Source organism: Algoriphagus halophilus, from assembly GCF_900129785.1.
Lineage (GTDB): Bacteria > Bacteroidota > Bacteroidia > Cytophagales > Cyclobacteriaceae > Algoriphagus > Algoriphagus halophilus.
This window is the reverse complement of sequence record NZ_FSRC01000001.1, coordinates 1,978,702-1,998,422: the sequence shown is the minus strand read 5'-3', so window position 1 is coordinate 1,998,422 and position 19,721 is coordinate 1,978,702. Positions and strand designations below refer to the sequence as shown.

12 protein-coding genes are annotated in these 19,721 nt (G+C 40.7%); 6 read left to right on the top strand and 6 right to left on the bottom strand.

What is annotated here, in order from left to right:
- Nucleotides 1-16: 16 nt before the first annotated feature.
- The 6 genes from BUR11_RS08470 to BUR11_RS08445 all read right to left on the bottom strand — a co-directional run bounded on the left by BUR11_RS08470 (nucleotide 17) and on the right by BUR11_RS08445 (nucleotide 7,692).
- A complete protein-coding gene (locus BUR11_RS08470; protein WP_074224402.1) occupies nucleotides 17-586 on the bottom strand; it encodes a helix-turn-helix domain-containing protein in 570 nt (189 codons plus the stop codon).
- Between the two features lie 12 nt (nucleotides 587-598).
- The gene (locus tag BUR11_RS08465; RefSeq protein WP_074224401.1) at nucleotides 599-3,076 is read right to left on the bottom strand and encodes a TonB-dependent receptor domain-containing protein; all 2,478 of its coding nucleotides are present in this window, start codon (nucleotides 3,074-3,076) and stop codon (nucleotides 599-601) included.
- A gap of 179 nt (nucleotides 3,077-3,255) precedes the next feature.
- Complete coding sequence (gene madM / locus BUR11_RS08460) at nucleotides 3,256-4,014, bottom strand: malonate transporter subunit MadM (protein WP_074224400.1); 759 nt, start codon at nucleotides 4,012-4,014, stop codon at nucleotides 3,256-3,258.
- Nucleotides 4,015-4,018: 4 nt separating this feature from the next.
- Nucleotides 4,019-4,375: a malonate transporter subunit MadL gene (locus BUR11_RS08455; protein ID WP_074224399.1), complete on the bottom strand. Its 357-nt coding sequence runs from the start codon at nucleotides 4,373-4,375 to the stop codon at nucleotides 4,019-4,021.
- 5 nt (nucleotides 4,376-4,380) lie between these two features.
- Entirely contained in the window at nucleotides 4,381-5,856 is a 1,476-nt protein-coding gene (locus BUR11_RS08450) for an acyl-CoA synthetase (RefSeq protein ID WP_074224398.1), read from the bottom strand.
- A gap of 144 nt (nucleotides 5,857-6,000) precedes the next feature.
- On the bottom strand, nucleotides 6,001-7,692 hold the full coding sequence (locus tag BUR11_RS08445) for a M1 family metallopeptidase (RefSeq protein WP_074224397.1): 1,692 nt from the start codon (nucleotides 7,690-7,692) through the stop codon (nucleotides 6,001-6,003).
- A gap of 147 nt (nucleotides 7,693-7,839) precedes the next feature.
- Between BUR11_RS08445 and BUR11_RS08440 the strand changes: the two genes are divergently transcribed.
- The 6 genes from BUR11_RS08440 to BUR11_RS08415 all read left to right on the top strand — a co-directional run bounded on the left by BUR11_RS08440 (nucleotide 7,840) and on the right by BUR11_RS08415 (nucleotide 19,716).
- Nucleotides 7,840-8,754 (top strand): methionyl-tRNA formyltransferase, encoded by a 915-nt coding sequence (locus tag BUR11_RS08440; protein WP_143185882.1) that lies wholly within the window; start codon nucleotides 7,840-7,842, stop codon nucleotides 8,752-8,754.
- A 165-nt stretch (nucleotides 8,755-8,919) separates the two neighbouring features.
- Nucleotides 8,920-9,675: a hypothetical protein gene (locus BUR11_RS08435; RefSeq protein WP_074224395.1), complete on the top strand. Its 756-nt coding sequence runs from the start codon at nucleotides 8,920-8,922 to the stop codon at nucleotides 9,673-9,675.
- A gap of 68 nt (nucleotides 9,676-9,743) precedes the next feature.
- A complete protein-coding gene (locus BUR11_RS08430) occupies nucleotides 9,744-10,286 on the top strand; it encodes a phage tail protein (RefSeq protein WP_074224394.1) in 543 nt (180 codons plus the stop codon).
- 51 nt (nucleotides 10,287-10,337) lie between these two features.
- Entirely contained in the window at nucleotides 10,338-10,880 is a 543-nt protein-coding gene (locus tag BUR11_RS08425; protein ID WP_074224393.1) for a phage tail protein, read from the top strand.
- A 44-nt stretch (nucleotides 10,881-10,924) separates the two neighbouring features.
- A complete protein-coding gene (locus BUR11_RS08420; RefSeq protein WP_074224392.1) occupies nucleotides 10,925-11,467 on the top strand; it encodes a phage tail protein in 543 nt (180 codons plus the stop codon).
- Between the two features lie 68 nt (nucleotides 11,468-11,535).
- Nucleotides 11,536-19,716, top strand: coding sequence for an MBG domain-containing protein (locus BUR11_RS08415; protein WP_074224391.1), 8,181 nt, complete (start codon nucleotides 11,536-11,538; stop codon nucleotides 19,714-19,716).
- Nucleotides 19,717-19,721: the final 5 nt, after the last annotated feature.

Below are 19,721 nucleotides of genomic sequence, written 5' to 3'. Positions count from 1 at the left end.
AAGTGTTTTGGAGAAATTAAACTTTGTCCAGACTTTTTCTAACGCTGCTTTTGCTTTTTTTGAATTCAGAAGGAGTCATACCGGTCTCTTTTTTGAATTGAGTGGATAGGTAGGCGACGCTGGAATAGTCCATTTTAAAGGCGATTTCAGATAAGGTTAATTCATCATAGATTAAGAATTCCTTGATTTTTTCTGTTTTTAATCTCGTAATATATTTCTCAATCGTCATTCCTTCCACCGAAGAAAAAAGTCTACTGAGATAGGAATATTCGTGATGGAGCTGATTGGCCAAGAACTCAGAGTAGTTTGTTGAGAGTTTTTGTTCCGAATGATGAATTTGTTCGATTAAAAGCGATTTTATCTTGGAAATCATCGCTGATTTTTCTCCTTTTAATAATTCAAATCCATGATGGGTTAAGGCTTGGGAAAGGGTAAGTTCCTGTTCAGGATCTAGGGGTGTATGGAGAGATACTTTTCCTAAATCCACACGTTGATAGGGAATATCTGTTTCATCCAAAATGGCTTTTACTGCCTCAATACATCTTGGGCAGACCATGTTTTTGATCATTATCTCTATTGAACTCATTTAGATTGCTGATTAAAATTCCTTTTCTCCGAATTCACTTTTCACAAATTTAGCTTTGTTTTTGGAACGGTTTAATGTGTAAGAAAGGTTCAAAATCAGCATGTCTACCTCCTGTATATAATTGGTGGTGGTATAAAACTCTCCGGGCCGGAATGTGGTGATTCGCTGTTCATTGGTTTTGAGCAGCCCCATATCTATATTTTGCCAGATTAAATTGGCAGATAAGCGGTTATCCAGCCAAGACTTCTTGATGTTCATGCTTGGTAAGTAGAATCTAGAGTCTATTCCTTGGGCAGTGACTCTTTTGGATAGGTAATTAAGGTTCCCTTGAATACTCCAGTTTTTCTGAAGTGTAAACGTTGTATTGATGGAAAAGGAATGAACCCAACTGCTGGTATTGACCGGTTTGTTATCAAAACTACCCTCGATGGTATAATAGTACAGGTTCAATCCAGCAAAGAGTTTCCACCATTCAGTGGGAAAAAGTTCGGTTCCCAAGTCAACTCCAGTAGATTTTCCGGTTCCCACATTGGAGTAAATTCGATTCAAAATACTGTCATTGTAGACTGTATTTACCCGATTTACCAGGTTCTTTACTCGAGAATGATAGGCTGTAGCATAAAAACTATTGGCATCCCAGGTTTTTACAATCCCCAATTCTACCTGATTGATGAACTCAGGAAGTAAATTAGGATCTCCTTGTTCCAGTGTTTCGCTATGCTCTCTTTCCGGAAAGGGATTCATTTTGAAGGTGGTGGTTCTTTCTACCCGTTGGCTGAAATTTGCTTTGACTTGTACACTTTCACTCAATGGAATCCCTATGTTCCCACTGAAAAAAGGTCTGATAAAATCATATTGATAAACAGTATCGATGATTCCTGCTTGATCCTCCAAATCAAAAGATCTATCCATATGTTCTACCCGGACCCCGAATCCATAACTGTATTTTTCTGTTTTTTTATCCAACTGTACATATCCTGCATGAATTGCTCTAGTAAGATTCACAGTACTGGAAAATTCAGGGATTACCTCAAATTCACCAGTTTCAATATTTTTTCTTTCGTAGAGAAAATCACCGGTATGGTCCAGACTTCTGAATTGGTATCCCGCTAATAACTGTCCCAAATTCAATGGTTTAAAACTGTAATCAACATTGACTCTCACCCCATGAAGTGGGTTGTCATTGGTGTTGTAATCTTCTTGGTACACCTTACTGAGGTCGGGATAATCCAGGTTCAAGTTACTTGTAGGACCTCCCAACATACTATATTCATAGAGGATTGAACTACTGATTTTGGATTCATTTCCGAAAGTATGGGCATAATCCAAGCTGCCCAAAGCCACATCTCCCCGTCGGCTTTGATCATTGGCATTGAAATATTGGAACGTGTAAATCCTTTCACCATTGACTGTAGCATGATTGTCATCATATAAAATGTCTGCAGTCCGGAGCTTGTCTCTGACCGCCCCATAAAACCCGAGTGAGAAACTATTCACGGGGTTAGGATTGAATCCGATGGTAAACCTCCCAGAATAATTTTTTTCATCAATACTTCTTTCTCCTTGGGAAGGGAATCTGGTAGTGGTATCCCCTGAAATAGTATATACATCTCCTACACGCCTTCCGGCAATGTCATTTCTTTGATAGCTGGCTCCCAAAGAAATGTCCCATTTTCCTTTGAGGTAATTCAAATTGAAATCTGCTCCATATCTTTTTGCCCGCTCCGCATTGCCATAATTTTCTATGGGAGGAAAACCTAACCTGGAATTGAATTGGACATAAAGACCATCTGCAGTCCCCGATTTGGTAATGACATTGATCATTCCAGCTTTGCCTTCCGAATCATACTGAGCAGAAGGTGAGGAAATCCAGTCTATTTTTTCAATACTATTCGCAGGCAATTGGCTCAAAAAAGAAATAGGATCTGATTGGATGGGTTTTCCGTTGAGCATGACTACAAAACCGCTTGTTCCCCGGATGGTAATTGTACCCATCGCGTCGATGGCTACTCCCGGTAAGTTTTTTAAAATATCACTGGCGGTTCCCCCTTGCGCCGCTTGAAAATTATCGGCAGCATAACTCTGCTTCTCCAGTTGGAAATTGGTGCTGAGTTTTTGCCCTTGAACTTCGATTCCTTCCAAGGTGGTTTCATCTGGATCCAAGCTAATGATTCCAAAATTTCTTTTTTCATTTTTGGCCAGTTCAAAAACAGGTAATTCTTTGGTATGGTACCCGATAAAGCTGACTTTTAAAAAATAGGGTCCAGGTTTGAGTTTATCCAGTTCGAACAATCCCCCGGCATCAGAAATACTCCCATTGATCAAACTACTATCGGGAACTGAATAAACTGAAATACTACTAAACTCTAAAGGAATATTGGTTTTTGCATCGTGGACAATTCCAGAAATACCGGACTGGGCATTGGAGATGAATGAGCAAAAAAGCAGGTTCAGAAATACTATGAAACTGGGGAGGCCTAATCTTGACATATATCAAAATTACGATATCGACCAATCATTATTTGTTTTTTATTTGGTGAGTGGTTCAAAATTCATTTGAACATTTGGTAAAGCTCCCTATTTCAAATAGAGTATTGTGTAAGATATTGGTTTTCAGTAAGATATTCAACTATGAAAAAGAGGAGGAAAAAATCAATTCATCCCAATGATTAACTGAACAGTGTAAGGATATAATAAAATAGAGAAGGGCAAAGTAAGCAACCTACCCCTGTATAGAAGGTAGCTGTAACGGCTCCATAAGGCACTAATTTCGGATCAGTTGCTGCAAGTCCAGCAGCCACCCCACTGGAAGTACCCATGATCCCACCATAGGCCATCGCTGAACCTGGAGAATCCAGCCCTATTTTTTTGGCCAATACGGGGGTAAAAACAGTTACTGCGATCGTTTTTACCACTCCAGCTGCAATACTCAGGGCGATCACCTCTGAACTTGCTCCCAATGCTGCTCCAGTCACAGGCCCTACAATGTAGGTGCAGGCCCCTGCACCTATGGTGCACAAACTGACGGCATCTCTGTAACCCCAAATCCAAGCGATAGCTACTCCGGATACAAAAAAGATCAGTATACCGAAAAGCAAAGAAACCAAGCCCAGAACCCCTGATTTTTTTACCAAAAGGAAACTTGCTCCCATGGCTGTGGCAACAATTGCAAAATCACGAAACATGGAGCCTCCCAAAATCCCGACACCCTTGAAAAGTTCCATGTCAGAAATGCCTTTGGATCCATCGGAAAACACCCCGCCTACATAGCCTAGGACCAAGCCTAAAAATATGGCTATTGCAGAACCTGGGATTCTTGAGCGGAGGACTTTCTTAGAAAATTGGTCCGAAAAGAAAGCCAGGATTCCGACCATTAAGAAACCAAAGATCAACGCGTTTTTGTCTATTACTTTTAAAAGCTCCTCCATCGTATTATTGCTTGAATGCTTTCATCAAAAAAGGGAAAAAGGCAAAACCTAAAACTACAGGAAGGATTCCTACTAAAATGGCCAGGTTACCACTGGAAATCGCAGATTTAACATTTAGGCTGGCGGCCATCGCTATGACTACCGGGATGTACATTTTATTCCAGAAATCTATTCCTAAAATCATTTCATCTTTCCACCAACCCTTTCGTTCAAAAACCTCTTTTAATAGCATCAGAATCAACATGGCAAAACCAACCCCACCAACATTGGAATTAATCCCCATTAATTTTCCGAGGAGTTCCCCTAACCATTGTCCGACAACAAATGAAAATGAAAGAATGGCAAGTCCGTAAATGATCATAGGTGTTAGAATAATTTCTTCAATTCATTTTTAGTCACTTTGCCCATGGCATTTCTTGGAAGTTCTTCCAGGACCAGGTATCTCCTTGGTGTTTTATAGGCTGGCATTCGTTCCCTCATCCAAGTTGATAATTGTTCCAGGTCAATTTTTTCAGAAGTAACTAAAGCAGCAACGACCAATTCGCCCCATTCCTCATTGGGAATCCCGATCACTCCACAGTCCTTTATGGAGGGATGTTTTCTCAATACTTCTTCAATTTCTAGGGCAGAAATTTTGTATCCTCCGGATTTTATGATGTCGATAGAGTCTCTACCCAGGATTCGGTAATACCCATCATCCAGTACTGCGATGTCTCCGGTCTTGAACCAACCATCCGAAGTAAAGCTTTTTTGGGTTGCCTCAGGTTTGCCCCAATATTCTTTGAATACAGAAGGACCCTTGATGTGAATTTCTCCTGGTTCACCCGGATTGACCAGTTTTCCTTCTTCATCTAATAGGCAGAGTTCTACTCCCGATAAAGGCTGACCGATATGGCCTGCCCTTCGTTCTCCATCATAGGGATTGCTGACTGCCATTCCGATTTCTGTCATGCCATAGCGCTCCAATAAATAATGCCCAGAAATCTCTTTCCATTTTTCCATGACGCTTACCGGCAAAGCAGCAGAACCGGAAATCATCAAACGGAAGGATTCCATGCATTTTTTTAATTCGGCTTGCCGTTCGGGACTATAGCTTTCAAATGCTGAAATGAGTTTATAATAAATGGTGGGGACGGCCATGAAGACATTGAGTTTGCCCCCTTCGAAAATTTCAAAAACCTGTTTGGCATCAAATGGATTTAAAAACTCAACAGTAGCTCCGGACCAAAGGGCGCAGCATAGCACATTGATGATTCCATGAACATGGTGAAGGGGTAAAAGCTCCAAAATGTAATCTTCCGAAGACCAAGCCCAAGCCTTCACCAGGGTGCTGATTTGAGATTCCAAGTTGGCATGGGTGGTTAAGACCCCTTTGGGCAGAGAGGTGGTGCCGGAAGTATAGAGAATCATTGCCCCCCGATTTTTCCCAATTTCGGGAAGAGGCTTTTCCTTCCTATTCTGCATTTCTCCCAAGGCTATGAATTTGGTTTCTGAATGATTTCGGTAGGGTTGAAGGATGGACTCATATTCAGGCCCTACGATCAGAAATTTAGATTGCGTATCCTCGATCACGTACTGCAATGAAGGAAAAGGATAGCTGATGCATAGCGGAACTGCAATACCCCCGGCTCTCCAGATTCCCCATTGGACAGCCACGTAATCAAATCCGGGAGCCACCATAAAAGCAACCCGTTCTTGACTAAGATCTTGCCCTTCACCCAATAAAAAGCTGGAAATCTGCTCGCTCTTTTCTAATAAAGTTTGATAGGAATAGTGATTTCCCCCTGCTACAATGGCTGTTTTATGGGGAGTTTGTTTTGCTTTTTCAAACAGTTGAAGCATATGGAATCAGGGGTATTGTTATTGTTTCAAAATGAAATATAGAAGCAAAAGCTTTAATAATAAAAAAAACACGTCATTGGAATTTCTATGACGTGTTTTTTTTACCAGAATGTTTTAAATCATATTTCCTTTAGATTAAGGTATTTATTTACCAGAAATATTCATCATTCCAACATAAAAATTCGGATCAACAGACAATCTTTCAACACCAGTATCCAATTCTAAACTTGCCCATCGGGTAGTGGGTTTTAGCCAAAGTTCTTTACCTGTTCCCAATTTTATTTTGACAGGCATATCAAAAGTCATTAAGGAATTCTCCCATCTGAAATTCAATTTATTTCCTTCTATGTAATAACTGAAAATTGGAATCCTTACATCTCTCAAATATTGGTCAAACACAGATGATAAATTGATATTTGATTGAGTGCTAATGTAGGTTTCTACCTGTTCAGTGGTAACGGTCTGATGATAAAACTCTTTATTTAATCCTCTCAGGATCTCCCTCCATTTTTCATCGTCATTCACTAGTTGCCTAATGGTATGAAGCATATTTGCTCCTTTGTAGTACATATCTCCTGACCCCTCTTGATTGACACCATAAGGGCCTATTATGGGGTTGTCGTTATTAATATTTTTACGGGTTCCCAATACATAATCCCTGCTGGCTTCTTTTCCATAATAATAGTCCAGAAAAAGATTTTCAGAGTAAGCAGTAAAGCTTTCATGAATCCACATGTCCGCAACATCCTTGTAAGTGATGTTATTGGCAAACCACTCATGTCCTGATTCATGGATAATGATAAAATCGAATTTCAATCCCCAACCAGTTCCGCTTAGGTCCCTTCCTAAATAACCATTCGCATAATTATTACCATAAGTCACCGAACTCTGATGCTCCATCCCCAGGTAGGGAGTTTCTACTAATTTGTAACTGTCCTCGTAAAAAGGGTAGGGTCCAAACCAATGTTCGAAGGCTTCCATCATTTTTGTGGCATCTTTGAATTGACTTTTCGCTTTTTCTAAGTTTTCTCTTAGTACATAATAGTCCATATCCAATATGCCTTTCTCCCCTTCGTATTTTTCAGAAAAATGGACATAGTCTCCAATGTTTATATTGACCCCGTAATTGTTGATCGGATTTTTTACTTCCCAATGGTAAGTTTTGGTTTTAGCCTTTTTATTATGCTCGGTGTTGATCAATCTCCCATTGGAAACATCCATTAAATTCTCTGGCACTTCCACTGAGATCAATACTCCATTATCCGGTTCATCTGCCGGGTAGTCTTTATTGGGCCACCAAATACTAGCCCCGATTCCTTGATTTGAATTTGCAATAAATGGAAGTCCATTACTGTCCTGACTCCAAGTCAAACCCCCATCCCAAGGAGGCCTTACTGCAATGACCGGAGAACCTTCAAATTGAAGTTCTACTTGGTAGCTTTCACCGATGTTCTGAGGATCTTGCAGAGTGATCAAATAAGAATAACCATCTTTTTCAAATTCCAATTCATCTCCATTTTGAATGGCTCTTGACAAGATCATAGGCTCTTGAAGCTCAATTTGAAGCTTTTTGGATTCGGAAATGACCTGATAGGTGACTGTATTGGAACCTTTGATCGTCTTGGATTCGGGATCAACTTTGATGTCCAAATGATATTGTTCCAAATTCCACCAAGCGCGGTCTTTGGTATTGCTTCCTCGTAGCGTGTCTTGATGTGTGAATTCTTGGGGAGACCTAAAAATTTGAGCTTCTACTTCAATTGTTAATAAAAAAATGAACACTAGAAATAACCGCGCTTTTGTGAAAAGGGGGGAGAGTAGGTGACGTTTGTGCATGAATTTATTTTACTTATTAAGCTTGAAATTAAGCATGATTGATAGAAGTTTCTAGAATTTGAATCTAGGTTTTATTTTTTTAGTGAAAATTTAAGTTTGTATGCTGAATTAATACAATTAGTTTCAGGTTTAGAAAATTGTCCTTTAATGAAAATTATATTTTTTACCCAAAGTAACTGGTGCATTCCTACCATTCAACATTTCAAAAATATTCACGAAGTAGTAGGAGTAGTTTCAAGAACTGATCAACCTAATTCAAATGACTTTTTGATTGAATATTTGAAAGGAGAGAATATCCCTGTTTTTAATTGGGAAAATTCTGAATTGGAAGCTTTATCATCCAAGCTTTCCGATTTTCAGGTAGATGTGGGTATCAGTTTCGGCTTCTCATATAAAATTCCAGCAAGTATTTTTGAAATTTTTAATGAGGGTATATTAAATGTACATTTTGGAAAACTCCCGGAATTTGCGGGGCCTGATCCTTTGTTTTGGGCGATCCAGAATGAGGAGAAAGTAGTGACGATCAGTGTTCATAAAATAAATGAGAAATGGGATTCAGGAGAATTAATAGTTGAGTTTCCTATTCCGGTTTTTCCGGGAGAACCTTATGGGTTATTAGCATCTCGTCTTTCTGTCTCTTTTCCGAGTAAATTGGAATCTTACTTTGCCGGGCAAATTCAATTTGATAAAAAGCCCATTGAAGAAAATCTAAAACCCAAGTCTAAGCCTACCGAGGAGAATTTAACTATCGATTGGAAAAAGCAACGTGCGGATGAGGTGGAGGCTTTGGTCAATGCATCAAATCCTAAATATGGAGGAGCAATCACTACTTTTAGAGGTAATCCAATCAAAATCTTGGAAGTGAGTCCTGCTGATGTAAATATTACCGGGATTTTTGCGCCAGGCTCCATTGTTTATGCAGATCCCAATTACGGGATATTCGTCCTTTGTACAGATATGAAGTATTTAAGAATAAATATTTTACAGCTGGAAGGAACGATAATTTCTGGACAAAAATTAGCTGCAATGGGGGTCAAATCTTATGAAAAACTAGGTGTTTAAACTTTAAATGAGGTGTCGATGTATATTTTTTTAATTATTAGTTGAAACGTAACACAATAAATAAGATATTAGCTATAATATTAACTTTTACGTTATTGAATAATTTTGGGATTGCCAGTTTTTTTTCTGATTTTTCTAAAGATTTGAAGTTAATATTTTTAATAAATGGATGTAAGGAGAAGGAAGTTTTTACAAAAAGTCTCATTAGTTTTTGGAGCTGTTTCTATTCCAGGATTGAGTTGGGGTATGGAATCCATGGAAGTTGGTAAAGATGCAACATCCATTATCCACGTGGGATTAAAGACATTGAAGTTTTTTAAAGAAGGAGATATAGCGATTAACCAAACCTTGAAGTCAGGATTTACAGTTCTGACCCATGTACGAAATTTCAAGTTTTCGGAATTTGGGTCAAAAGAGACCATAGATGCTTTGTTGTATGGAGGAAACGCTAAAATTATTGCCAGTGACCTTAATGCTTCTGGTCTGCCTTGGGTAAATTCTAGTTTGAAAGAAAAGCCTGAGTATGTGAAGGACTATTTGATTACGAACCGACTTGGAAAAAGAGTAGGAATTTTGGGGATTGATTTTGAACAATCCTACAATTCGGTAGATCAGGCCATGCGATTTGTAACTAAAAAAGCAGACTTTTTAAAGCGGGACTTAGGATGTGAGCAAGTCTTCTGCCTAGTAACGGATCCAAAGTTAAAGGATTCTAAAAGTTCATGGGCAGATGTGATTTCTAGTAGTGATTATGTGGATGTTTTCTTTGCTACTTGTACCTCATCGAAGACCAATAATTTGTGGGTTTTGCCCAATCAGCAAGGAAAGCAGACTTTATTAAGTATTCAATCAGAAAGAGAAGAAAATAACTCTGAAATAGAATTGAAAGAAAGTGTGATCAATAGTTTTAAGAGAGATTAAAGATTTGGAATTTTTTTCCGGTCCAAAATATATAAGTATAAATTTTCATTCATTAAACAATTTTTAATATGGAACCGACTATAGGGGAAATCAGACTATTTGCTGGGAATTTTGCTCCGAGATCATGGGCCTTATGTAACGGTCAATTGTTGGCAATTGCACAGAACTCGGCCTTATTTTCAATTTTAGGAACTATCTATGGAGGAGATGGCAGAACCACTTTTGCATTACCTGATTTGAGGGGGAGAGCACCAATTAGCCCTGGACAGGGACCTGGTTTATCTTCGATCAATCAGGGACAAAGAGCAGGTGTAAATACAGTGAATCTGACCATACAAAATCTACCAAATCATAACCATGCCTTAAATGTGCAGAATGCTCCAGGTACCAGTGCTTCCCCGACCAATAATGTGTCTGCTAATGCACAGGTACAACTTGAAAGAGGCGGGGATGTATTTAATGTAAATTCCTTCGGCCCTACCCCAAATACCACAATGGGGGCTAATTCAGTAGGATCTACAGGAGGGAGCATTCCTGTTTCTGTACAAAACCCTTATTTAGGCATCAATTATATAATTTGTTTATACGGCATATTCCCCTCTAGGAATTAAACTTGAATCGCACCTTTAAAATAATTATACACACACTTAAATTTTTAGAATATGGAAGGAATGATAGGAGAGGTAAGAATTTTCGCTGGAAATTTTGCTCCGAGATCTTGGGCTTTTTGCAATGGTCAATTATTAGCTATTGCTCAAAATTCCGCACTATTTTCGATTTTAGGCACCATCTACGGTGGTGATGGAAGAACGACTTTTGCTTTACCGGATCTGAGAGGTAGAGCTGCAATTAGTCCAGGAACAGGTCCAGGGCTTCCAAATATCCCTCAAGGTTCAAGATCTGGATCGGAGCAAGTTACGTTAACGGTTCAAAACCTACCGAGCCACAACCACCAATTGAATGTAAGTAATGCGGCAGGTACAAGCTCTACACCAGTAGGTAATTATCCTGCGGCATCCTCTGTTCAAGTGGAACGAGGAGCGGCACCACATGATGTCAATGCCTATGGAGCAAGTCCTACAGCTACTATGGCTTCAAATGCGATAGGAAATTCAGGAGGTAATATTCCATTCAATATCAGAAATCCCTATTTGGCAGCGAATTACATTATTTGCCTACAGGGGCTTTACCCTTCAAGAAATTAATACGCTTAAAATCATTTGAATCATTAAACTTAAATTTTTAGAACATGGAAGGTACAATAGGAGAAATCAGGATGTTTGGAGGGAATTTTGCCCCTAGAACTTGGGCGTTTTGCAATGGCCAACTCTTGCCTATCTCTCAAAATACAGCATTATTTTCAATCATAGGAACCATTTATGGGGGAGACGGAAGAACGACTTTTGCCTTGCCGGATTTGAGAGGTAGGACAGTGATTGGCCCTGGACAGGGACCCGGACTATCTGATGTTCGACAGGGAGCAAGAAGTGGAACTGAGACAGTGACCCTTACGACTCAAAATATGCCAAGCCATACGCATACTTTAAATGTGAGTGGTGCTGCAGGCACAGCCTCTTCACCTGCAAACAATTACCTGGCAAATTCTCAAGTTCAAATAGAGCGGGGAGGTGATACATTTGATGTCATGTCCTATGGACCTACAGCTAATAGTACCATGGGGGGGAGTGCAATTGGGAATTCTGGAGGAAGTATTCCAGTGAACACTCGAAACCCCTACTTAGGTATATATTATATCATTTGCCTTCAAGGAATATTTCCATCTAGAAATTAAATAGCTGCCGGGTAGACAGGGATGTTTACCCGGTATTTATTTAAAAGAAAAGTTAACACCTCTATACTATGAATACTTTTACTGCTCGATATTTACTTTTACTCCCTTTCTTGATAGGGATTCATATTTTTAGTCAAGCCCAGACCACCGTTACTTTTGACGAAATTACCACTGCATCCCATCTTTCATTAAATGGAACAAATACCTATGATAATTCAGGGGTCAGGTTTCAAATCTTTTCTGGGTCCAATAGCAATGCGAATGTAAGTTCCACTGACAATGGTTTTAATGGTACCAAAGCACTCGATGATACTAATTTAACTATAGGGGGTGTTACCGGTTGGAAAATCACCAAGGTGGATGCCTCTGATTTTCAATTGATCAGCATTTGGTTACAAAATGGCTGTAATGATTGTTCTGCATCTGGTACTGTCAAAGCTTACAAGGATGGAAGCCAGGTTGGGTCAACCGTAAATGTGAATTTTGACAGTGGGACAAATGGTGTTAAAAATTTTGTTGCCAATCCTGATTTTTATAGTGTTGATGAGATTAGAATTGAAGGCATTGATCTCTATGTTTATATAGATAATTTCACTTTTGGAAGTCCATACACCCCAGTGGACGGAAATCCTCCTGTAGTTTCAAGTATAGCACTTGTCGGCACTCCTGTGACCACTGCAACCACGGTAGATTACACCGTTACATTTTCAAAAAATGCAAAAAATGTTACCTCAGATGATTTTGAGCTAACTACTGTTGGTACCAGCGGAACAGTAGGTGCTGTATCAGGTTCAGGAACCACCTATACGGTGACCGTAAATGGGATTGATGGGGAAGGGACAATTCGGTTGGATTTAAAAGCAGGAACAGATATCGCCAATGATGATGATGTCACAGGAACTCCTGCCTTTACTTTAGGCCAGATTCATAACGTCGGAGAGTGTTTTGTTGAAACTTTTGAAACAGAAACCGATGAGTCTACTACATTTAGTGGTAATGGTTTAACCTTTACTTTGGGCGCAGGACTGAAGATTGAGAAAAGATTAGGTTTCGGTGCAGGTCCTTCCAGTGGGTATATTGCCAATAATTTTACGGCGGGTACTTTTTCAGTTTCCAGTGGGACGGAGTTTACCATGAAAACCATTGATTTGTTTCTTTCAGACCTAAGCAATGGAAACAACCCCACTGGAACAGGGACTTTGGTCATCACCGGTAAAAAAGGTGGAATAGATCAATTTACCATTACCAAAACAACAGGTTTCCCAACTAATACAGCGATCAATAACGGATTTTTCACCCTTGATTTTGCTACCGAGGGACCCGCAAATTATAGGGATACGAATGTGGATGAATTGGTGTTTACCATCAGTGGTGGATTTATTGAATTGGCCATTGACAATATGAATTTCTGTGAGGCCGCTCCTGATGTTGATTCAGATGCGCCTGCTGTGAACAGTATTTTAAAGGTAGGCAATCCAATTTCTACTGCTACTGCGGTGGATTTCCAAGTTACATTTGATGAAAATGCAACGAATGTAACCATTGACGATTTTGACTTAATTCGAACAGGAACCGCTACAGGTGCCATCACTGGTATTAGTGGTTCAGGCTCTATATATACCTTGAACGTAACAGGTATCTCTGGGGAAGGTTCTATTCAGGTTAAACTGTTGGCAGGAACCGATATTGCTGATGCCTTAGGAAATACTCCTCCATTTGAATATGTGAATGGAGAGCTTCATTTGGTAGGTGCTTGTTACATAGAGAATTTTGAAACTTTCTTGGATGGCATCACATCTTTTACCTCTAATGGTGTAGACTTTACCATGGGAGGGAATTGGGCTGTGAATGTCAGAAATGGCTTTGGAATTAATAGTTCAGATGTATTTGTCGAAAATACAGGAGTCGGAACTTATACACTAAGTAACAGTGAACCTGTTAGATTTAGCAAAATCGCATTCTTTTTGTCTTCTGAAGCTGGATTAAGTCCAAATCCTACGGATGATGGTACGTTGACCATTAGGGGAATTAGAAATGGAGGGACTGTATATACCATCACCAAATCCTCTGGATTCCCTACTGACTTTTCTTCAAATAATGGGTTCTTCTATATTGATTTCTCTACTGAAGGTGGTGCAGACAATTCCGGAACTTTTGTGGATGGATTAGAAATTGAAATGGGAGGTAGTTTTGTTTATTTAGCTTTGGATAATCTTCAGTTCTGTTCTGATTATTCTCCACCTACAGTTTCTTTGTCAGTTACTCCTGTCTCTAAATTAGAAGGTACAACAACAACCACTGAGGTGACTGCAACACTTTCTGAAACATCTACAGATGATGTCACTGTTAATTTAGGATTCAGTGGTACTGCAACAGGTGGTGGCGTGGATTATTCTCTAAGTGGTACCTCAATCACCATTACTGCCGGAAATACTACAGGTTCTATTACGTTAACCAATGTTCCAGATGCGCTATATGAAGGAAACGAAACCGTAATCATTGATATATCAGGAGTCACTAACGCAGAGGAAGACGGAACTCAACAGGTGACTTATACCATTACAGATGATGACCCTCAACCTACTGCTACCTTGGAGGTATTGGGTATTTATAATCCAATTACCGATGAAAGTGGTGGTCAGGCTTATGTGAGGGCAATTTTGGATGTAGTTGCAGGAACGACGGTAACGGTACCTCTATCATTTAGTGGAACAGCATCAGGAGGTGGTACGGATTATAGCATTACCGGCTCTACCATCACGCTTTCACCTGGTGAAATCATGGATAGTATTCGTGTAACTTCTCAATTTGATGGTATTGAGGAAGGAAATGAGACGGTTATCATTGATATGGGTACACCTACGAATGCGACTGCGGGAACTCCAAGTCAAGTGACCATTACGATCATCGATGAAGATGCAACTCCACCAACAGGTTATTCAGTATCCATCGATCAAAGTGCTATCAATAGCTCGAATGAAACTGCAGCTAGTTTTACATTCGCTGGTGCTGAAGTGGGTGCTACCTACAATTATGAATTCACAAGTTCTGGAGGAGGAACAGCTGTTTCCGGATCTGGAACAATAGCTACTGCTTCAGATCAAATCACAGGAATTGATTTAAGTGGGTTGGGAGATGGTCTCATCACCTTATCTGCTACTCTTGAGGATGGACTTGGAAATGTAGGTTCGCCTACCTCTGATACAAAAAATAAGGACACCGTGGTTCCTGCTGGATATGCTGTATCCATTGACCTATTGGGAGAATCTCAGATAAATGTGATCAATCAGACCATCATAGAGTTCACTGGAACAGGGTTGGAAGTAGGAACAACGTTGAATTACTCATTTACAAGCAATGGAGGAGGAACTCCAGTATCGGGAACCGAATCAGTATCTTCTGCTAGTCAAACATTTAATAATGGAGGAGCAGGCTATGATCTTTCTGGATTATCGGATGGGATAGTGACCCTCACAATTTACCTGGTAGACCCTGCAGGAAATCAGGGAGCAAATGCAACGAATACTGCGGATAAGGATTCGAATCCACCTACGCCGCCTTCTACCCCAGATCTTGTCGCTGGCAGTGATTCGGGTATTAGTGATGCTGATAATATCACCAATGATATAACTCCAACGTTTGTGGGGACAGCTTTACCAAATTCTACTATTACTCTGAATAGTAGTTTGGATGGGAATGTGGGTATAATTCCTGCTGATGGATCGGGCAACTGGTCAATTACTTCTTCGACGTTGTCTTCAGGAATTCATACCATTACTGCTACTGCTACTGACCTTGCTGGCAATACAAGTCCTTCTTCTCCAGGACTACTAGTAACTATTGATATCTTGGCTCCAACTCCAATTTTGATAAATGGTTTAGCACTCCAATTGGATGTGAATGGTAATACGCCAACGATTTTACCAACAGACCTATTAGCTAGTCCGATCACAGATGATTACTCTTCATCCGGAAATATTCAATTAGCATTAGATAAAACTGATTTTAATTGTTCCGATGTTGGAATTAACAATGTTACGGTAACCGCAACGGATCAAGCTGGGAATTCTGATTTCGCAGTCACAAATGTTTTAGTTCAAGATTTGATCGGACCAACAATTCTGGCTAAAGCTGCTATTACCTTGAATGTGGATGCATTTGGCACAGTTAATTTGACGCCTGCCATGATTGATGAAGGTTCCACTGATGCATGTGGAATCCAGTCACAGGTATTAAGTCAAACTATTTTTGATAGAAATGATGAAGGAATAAATAATATTACCTACACCGTTACTGATGTAAATGGCAATCCATCCCAAGTAAATGTAGAAGTGACTATTGCGGTGGTTCCGAAAGTATTGAATATTACCGTGGATGCAGGTCAGAGCAAAGTGTATGGCGATGCGAATCCTGTGTATACCTTTACTGCCACAGGCTTTGAAGCCGGAGATGATGAGAACATCCTTACGGGATCTTTATCTAGAGCCTCTGGGGAGAATGTCGGAACCTATGCTATTCAATTAGGAACCCTTGATGCGGGTCCAAACTATTCCATCAACTTTACTCCTGCGAATTTTGAGATCACTCCTGCTACATTGGAGGTCACTGCCTTTGCAGGACAAAGAAAGGTCTATGGCAATGTGGATCCGACCTTTGCCTTTTTTGCCTTAGGTCTTAAAAATGGGGATTCAGGTTCCATATTCTCAGGTCAATTATCTAGATCGCCAGGCGAGGATGTGGGCTTCTATGCGATTAGCCAAGGAACTTTGAGTGCTGGTGACAACTATATCATCAACTTTAACTCTTCAGATTTTGAAATCACACCTGCTACCTTGGATATCACAGCAGATGCTGGCCAGACCAAGGTATATGGTGCAGCTGATCCAGTATTCACTTATTCAGTGAGTGGATTGAAGAACGGGGATACAGAATCGGTTATCTCAGGGGCTCTGACCAGAATAGCGGGCGAAGATGTGGGTATGTATGCGATTCAGCCAGGAACAATCGATGCCGGATCTAATTACTTCATTAACTTCACCACTGCCGACTTTGAGATTACAATTGCAACCTTGGATATTACTGCCGATGCCAGTCAGACCAAGGTGTACGGAAATGCAGATCCAATATTCACCTATCAGGTATCCGGTTTACAAAATGGCGATACTGAGGCAGTCCTTAGTGGAGTATTGGCCAGAGCAGTCGGAGAAGATGTGGGAACCTATGCAATCAATCAAGGTACCCTGGATGCGGGCTCCAATTATACGATCAACTTTACCGGAGCTGATTTTGAGATCACTCCTGCTACCTTGGATATTACTGCCGATGCCGGTCAGACCAAGGTGTATGGAGATGCTGATCCGGTATTCACTTATACCGTGAACGGACTCAAAAATGGGGATACTGAAGCCGTAATAACAGGTGCTCTGATTAGAATAGCCGGAGAGGACGTAGGAAATTATGCGATCCAACCAGGCACCATAGATGCAGGTTCAAACTATACGATCAACTTTAACTCTTCAGATTTTGAAATCACACCTGCTACCTTGGATATCACAGCAGATGCTGGCCAGACCAAGGTATATGGTGAAGCTGATCCAGTATTCACTTATTCAGTGAGTGGATTGAAGAATGGGGATACAGAATCGGTCATCTCAGGGGCTCTCATCAGAATAGCGGGTGAAGATGTGGGACTATATGCGATTCAGCCAGGAACAATCGATGCAGGATCTAATTACACCATCAACTTCATCTCTGCAGACTTTGAGATTACATCTGCAACCTTGGATATTACTGCAGATGCCGGTCAGACCAAGGTGTACGGAAATGCAGATCCAATATTCACCTACCAGGTATCCGGTTTACAAAATGGCGACACCGAGGCAGTCCTTAGTGGATTATTGGCCAGAGCAGTAGGAGAAGATGTAGGAACCTATGCAATCAATCAAGGTACCCTGGATGTGGGCTCCAATTATACGATCAACTTTACCGGAGCTGATTTCACTATTACGCCTCGAACGTTGAGTATTGTAGCTAATCCAAATCAGGCTAAAGTTTATGGCACTGCTGATCCAGTCTTTGCGTATACTGCTTCAAATTTTGGTAATGGAGACAATACCTCTGTATTGACCGGCGCCTTGAGCAGAGTAGCAGGGGAGGATGTTGGATTGTATGCAATTACTTTGGGTAGTTTGGATGCAGGAAGCAACTATATGATTGACTTTACTTCAGCAGACTTTGAGATTGCTGAGAAAGTACTAGATGTGGTGGCAGATGCTGGACAAGGTAAAGTCTTTGGTACAGCTGATCCGGTATTGACCTATCTGGTTTCTGGTTTTGAAAACGGAGATGATGCAAGTATTCTAACGGGTGGACTTGTAAGAGCCTCTGGTGAGAATGTGGGAAGCTATGCAATTAGTCTTGGCACCCTGGATGCAGGAAGCAACTATGCCATCAACTTTACAGGCGCAGACTTTACGATAAGCAAAGCAATGATCGTAGGGGTGACCTTTGACGATGGTAGCTTCGTGTATGATGGCACTTCCAAGTCCCTATCAATTAGCGGAGCTCTGCCTACTGGAACAAATGTTACTTATACTAACAACAGCAGAACGGATGTAGGAAGTCAGGAAGTTACTGCTACCATTTCCGGCTCAAATTATAATACGCTGGTGTTGACAGCAGAATTAAGCATTACACCTGCTACGATAATCGGAATCACGTTCGACGATGGAAGCTTCGTGTATGATGGTACTTCCAAGTCCCTATCAATAAGTGGAGAACTTCCAGCTGGAGCCGATGTGACCTATACCAACAATAGTAGAACAGAAGTGGGAAGCCAGGAAGTGACGGCTACCATCAGTGGTTCAAACTTCACTTCATTTAACTTGACCGCTGAATTGTCGATTACTCCTGCAACTCTGGAAATAGTGGCAGATTCAGGACAAAGCAAACTTTATGGCGAATCTGATCCTGAGTTGACCTATTCTGCTGCTGGATTTGGAGAAGGTGATGATGAAAGTATCTTGACAGGTTCTCTGGAAAGAACTGCAGGTGAAAGTGTAGGTATGTACGATATTCTTTTAGGATCTCTCAATGCGGGTACCAATTACCTCATTGACTTTACAGGTGCAGAATTCGAGATTATCAGTGGTGATACCGATGGTGACGGAGTTCCTGATGAAGTAGAGGAAGAACAAGGAACGGACCCAGAAGATCCAATAGATTATCAAGATTTGGACGGGGATGGAGTTCCTGACTTTGTCGAAGATGAGCAGGGAACAGATCCTTCAAGTTCCGGAGATTACTTGGATACTGATGGAGATAAAGTTCCTGATTATGTAGAAGAGCAGCAAGGAACAGACCCTGATGATGCAGAGGACTTCCCAGATGAAGATGGAAATGGTATTCCTGATTATGTGGATGACAAAGCCGTAGTTGAATTTGTAGATCAGACGTTGGAAGCATTGTGGGGCACAGAAGTAGGAGATCTAAAAGTTCCAACAGAAGTAGTTGGAATCACTTCAGAAGGAGTGGTGATCAACTTCCCTGTGATCTGGGATCTCAATGGATATGATCCATTGGTTTCAGGTACCATGAATTATTTGGGAACGGTGGAATTACCAGACGGGGTATTTAATCCTCAGGGACTTCAGCCAGTCTTGGAGCTTACAGTATTGGCCAAGCCTGCTCCAACTGATGTAACCTTAAGTGAAAATACCTTCATTGGACTTCCAGCGGTATTCTTCCAAGAGATAGGGGTATTTACCGTAATAGATCCTACGGATGATGTACATACTTTAAGTTTACCTGAAGGAGTTCAAGACAACGACTACTTCGAAGTGATCGATGGTATATTGTTCTGGAGCAGTGCAGGTAGAGCACAGGGTGAGACCCAATTTACGATCACTCTTCAAGTGATCGACCGAGGTGGAAACGTATTTGAGAAATCCTTCCAGATCACTAGACAAAGAACTCCTCTTGGCCAGCTGGATGTTCCAAACACATTTACACCGAATAATGACGGAGTCAATGATACATGGGGAGTTCCTGCCTTGAGGTATTACCAAGGAGTAAGGATCTCGATCATGGAAGTAGGAGGTAATAGGGTGTTCTATACAGAGAACCCAGATATCCGTTGGGATGGTACCTTCGATGGTAAAGCGTTACCTGTTGGGGCTTACTTCTGGATCATAGAAGTAGCAGAAACAGGTGAGGTGAGAAGGGGTGTATTGAACCTGTTAAAACAATAGAATAA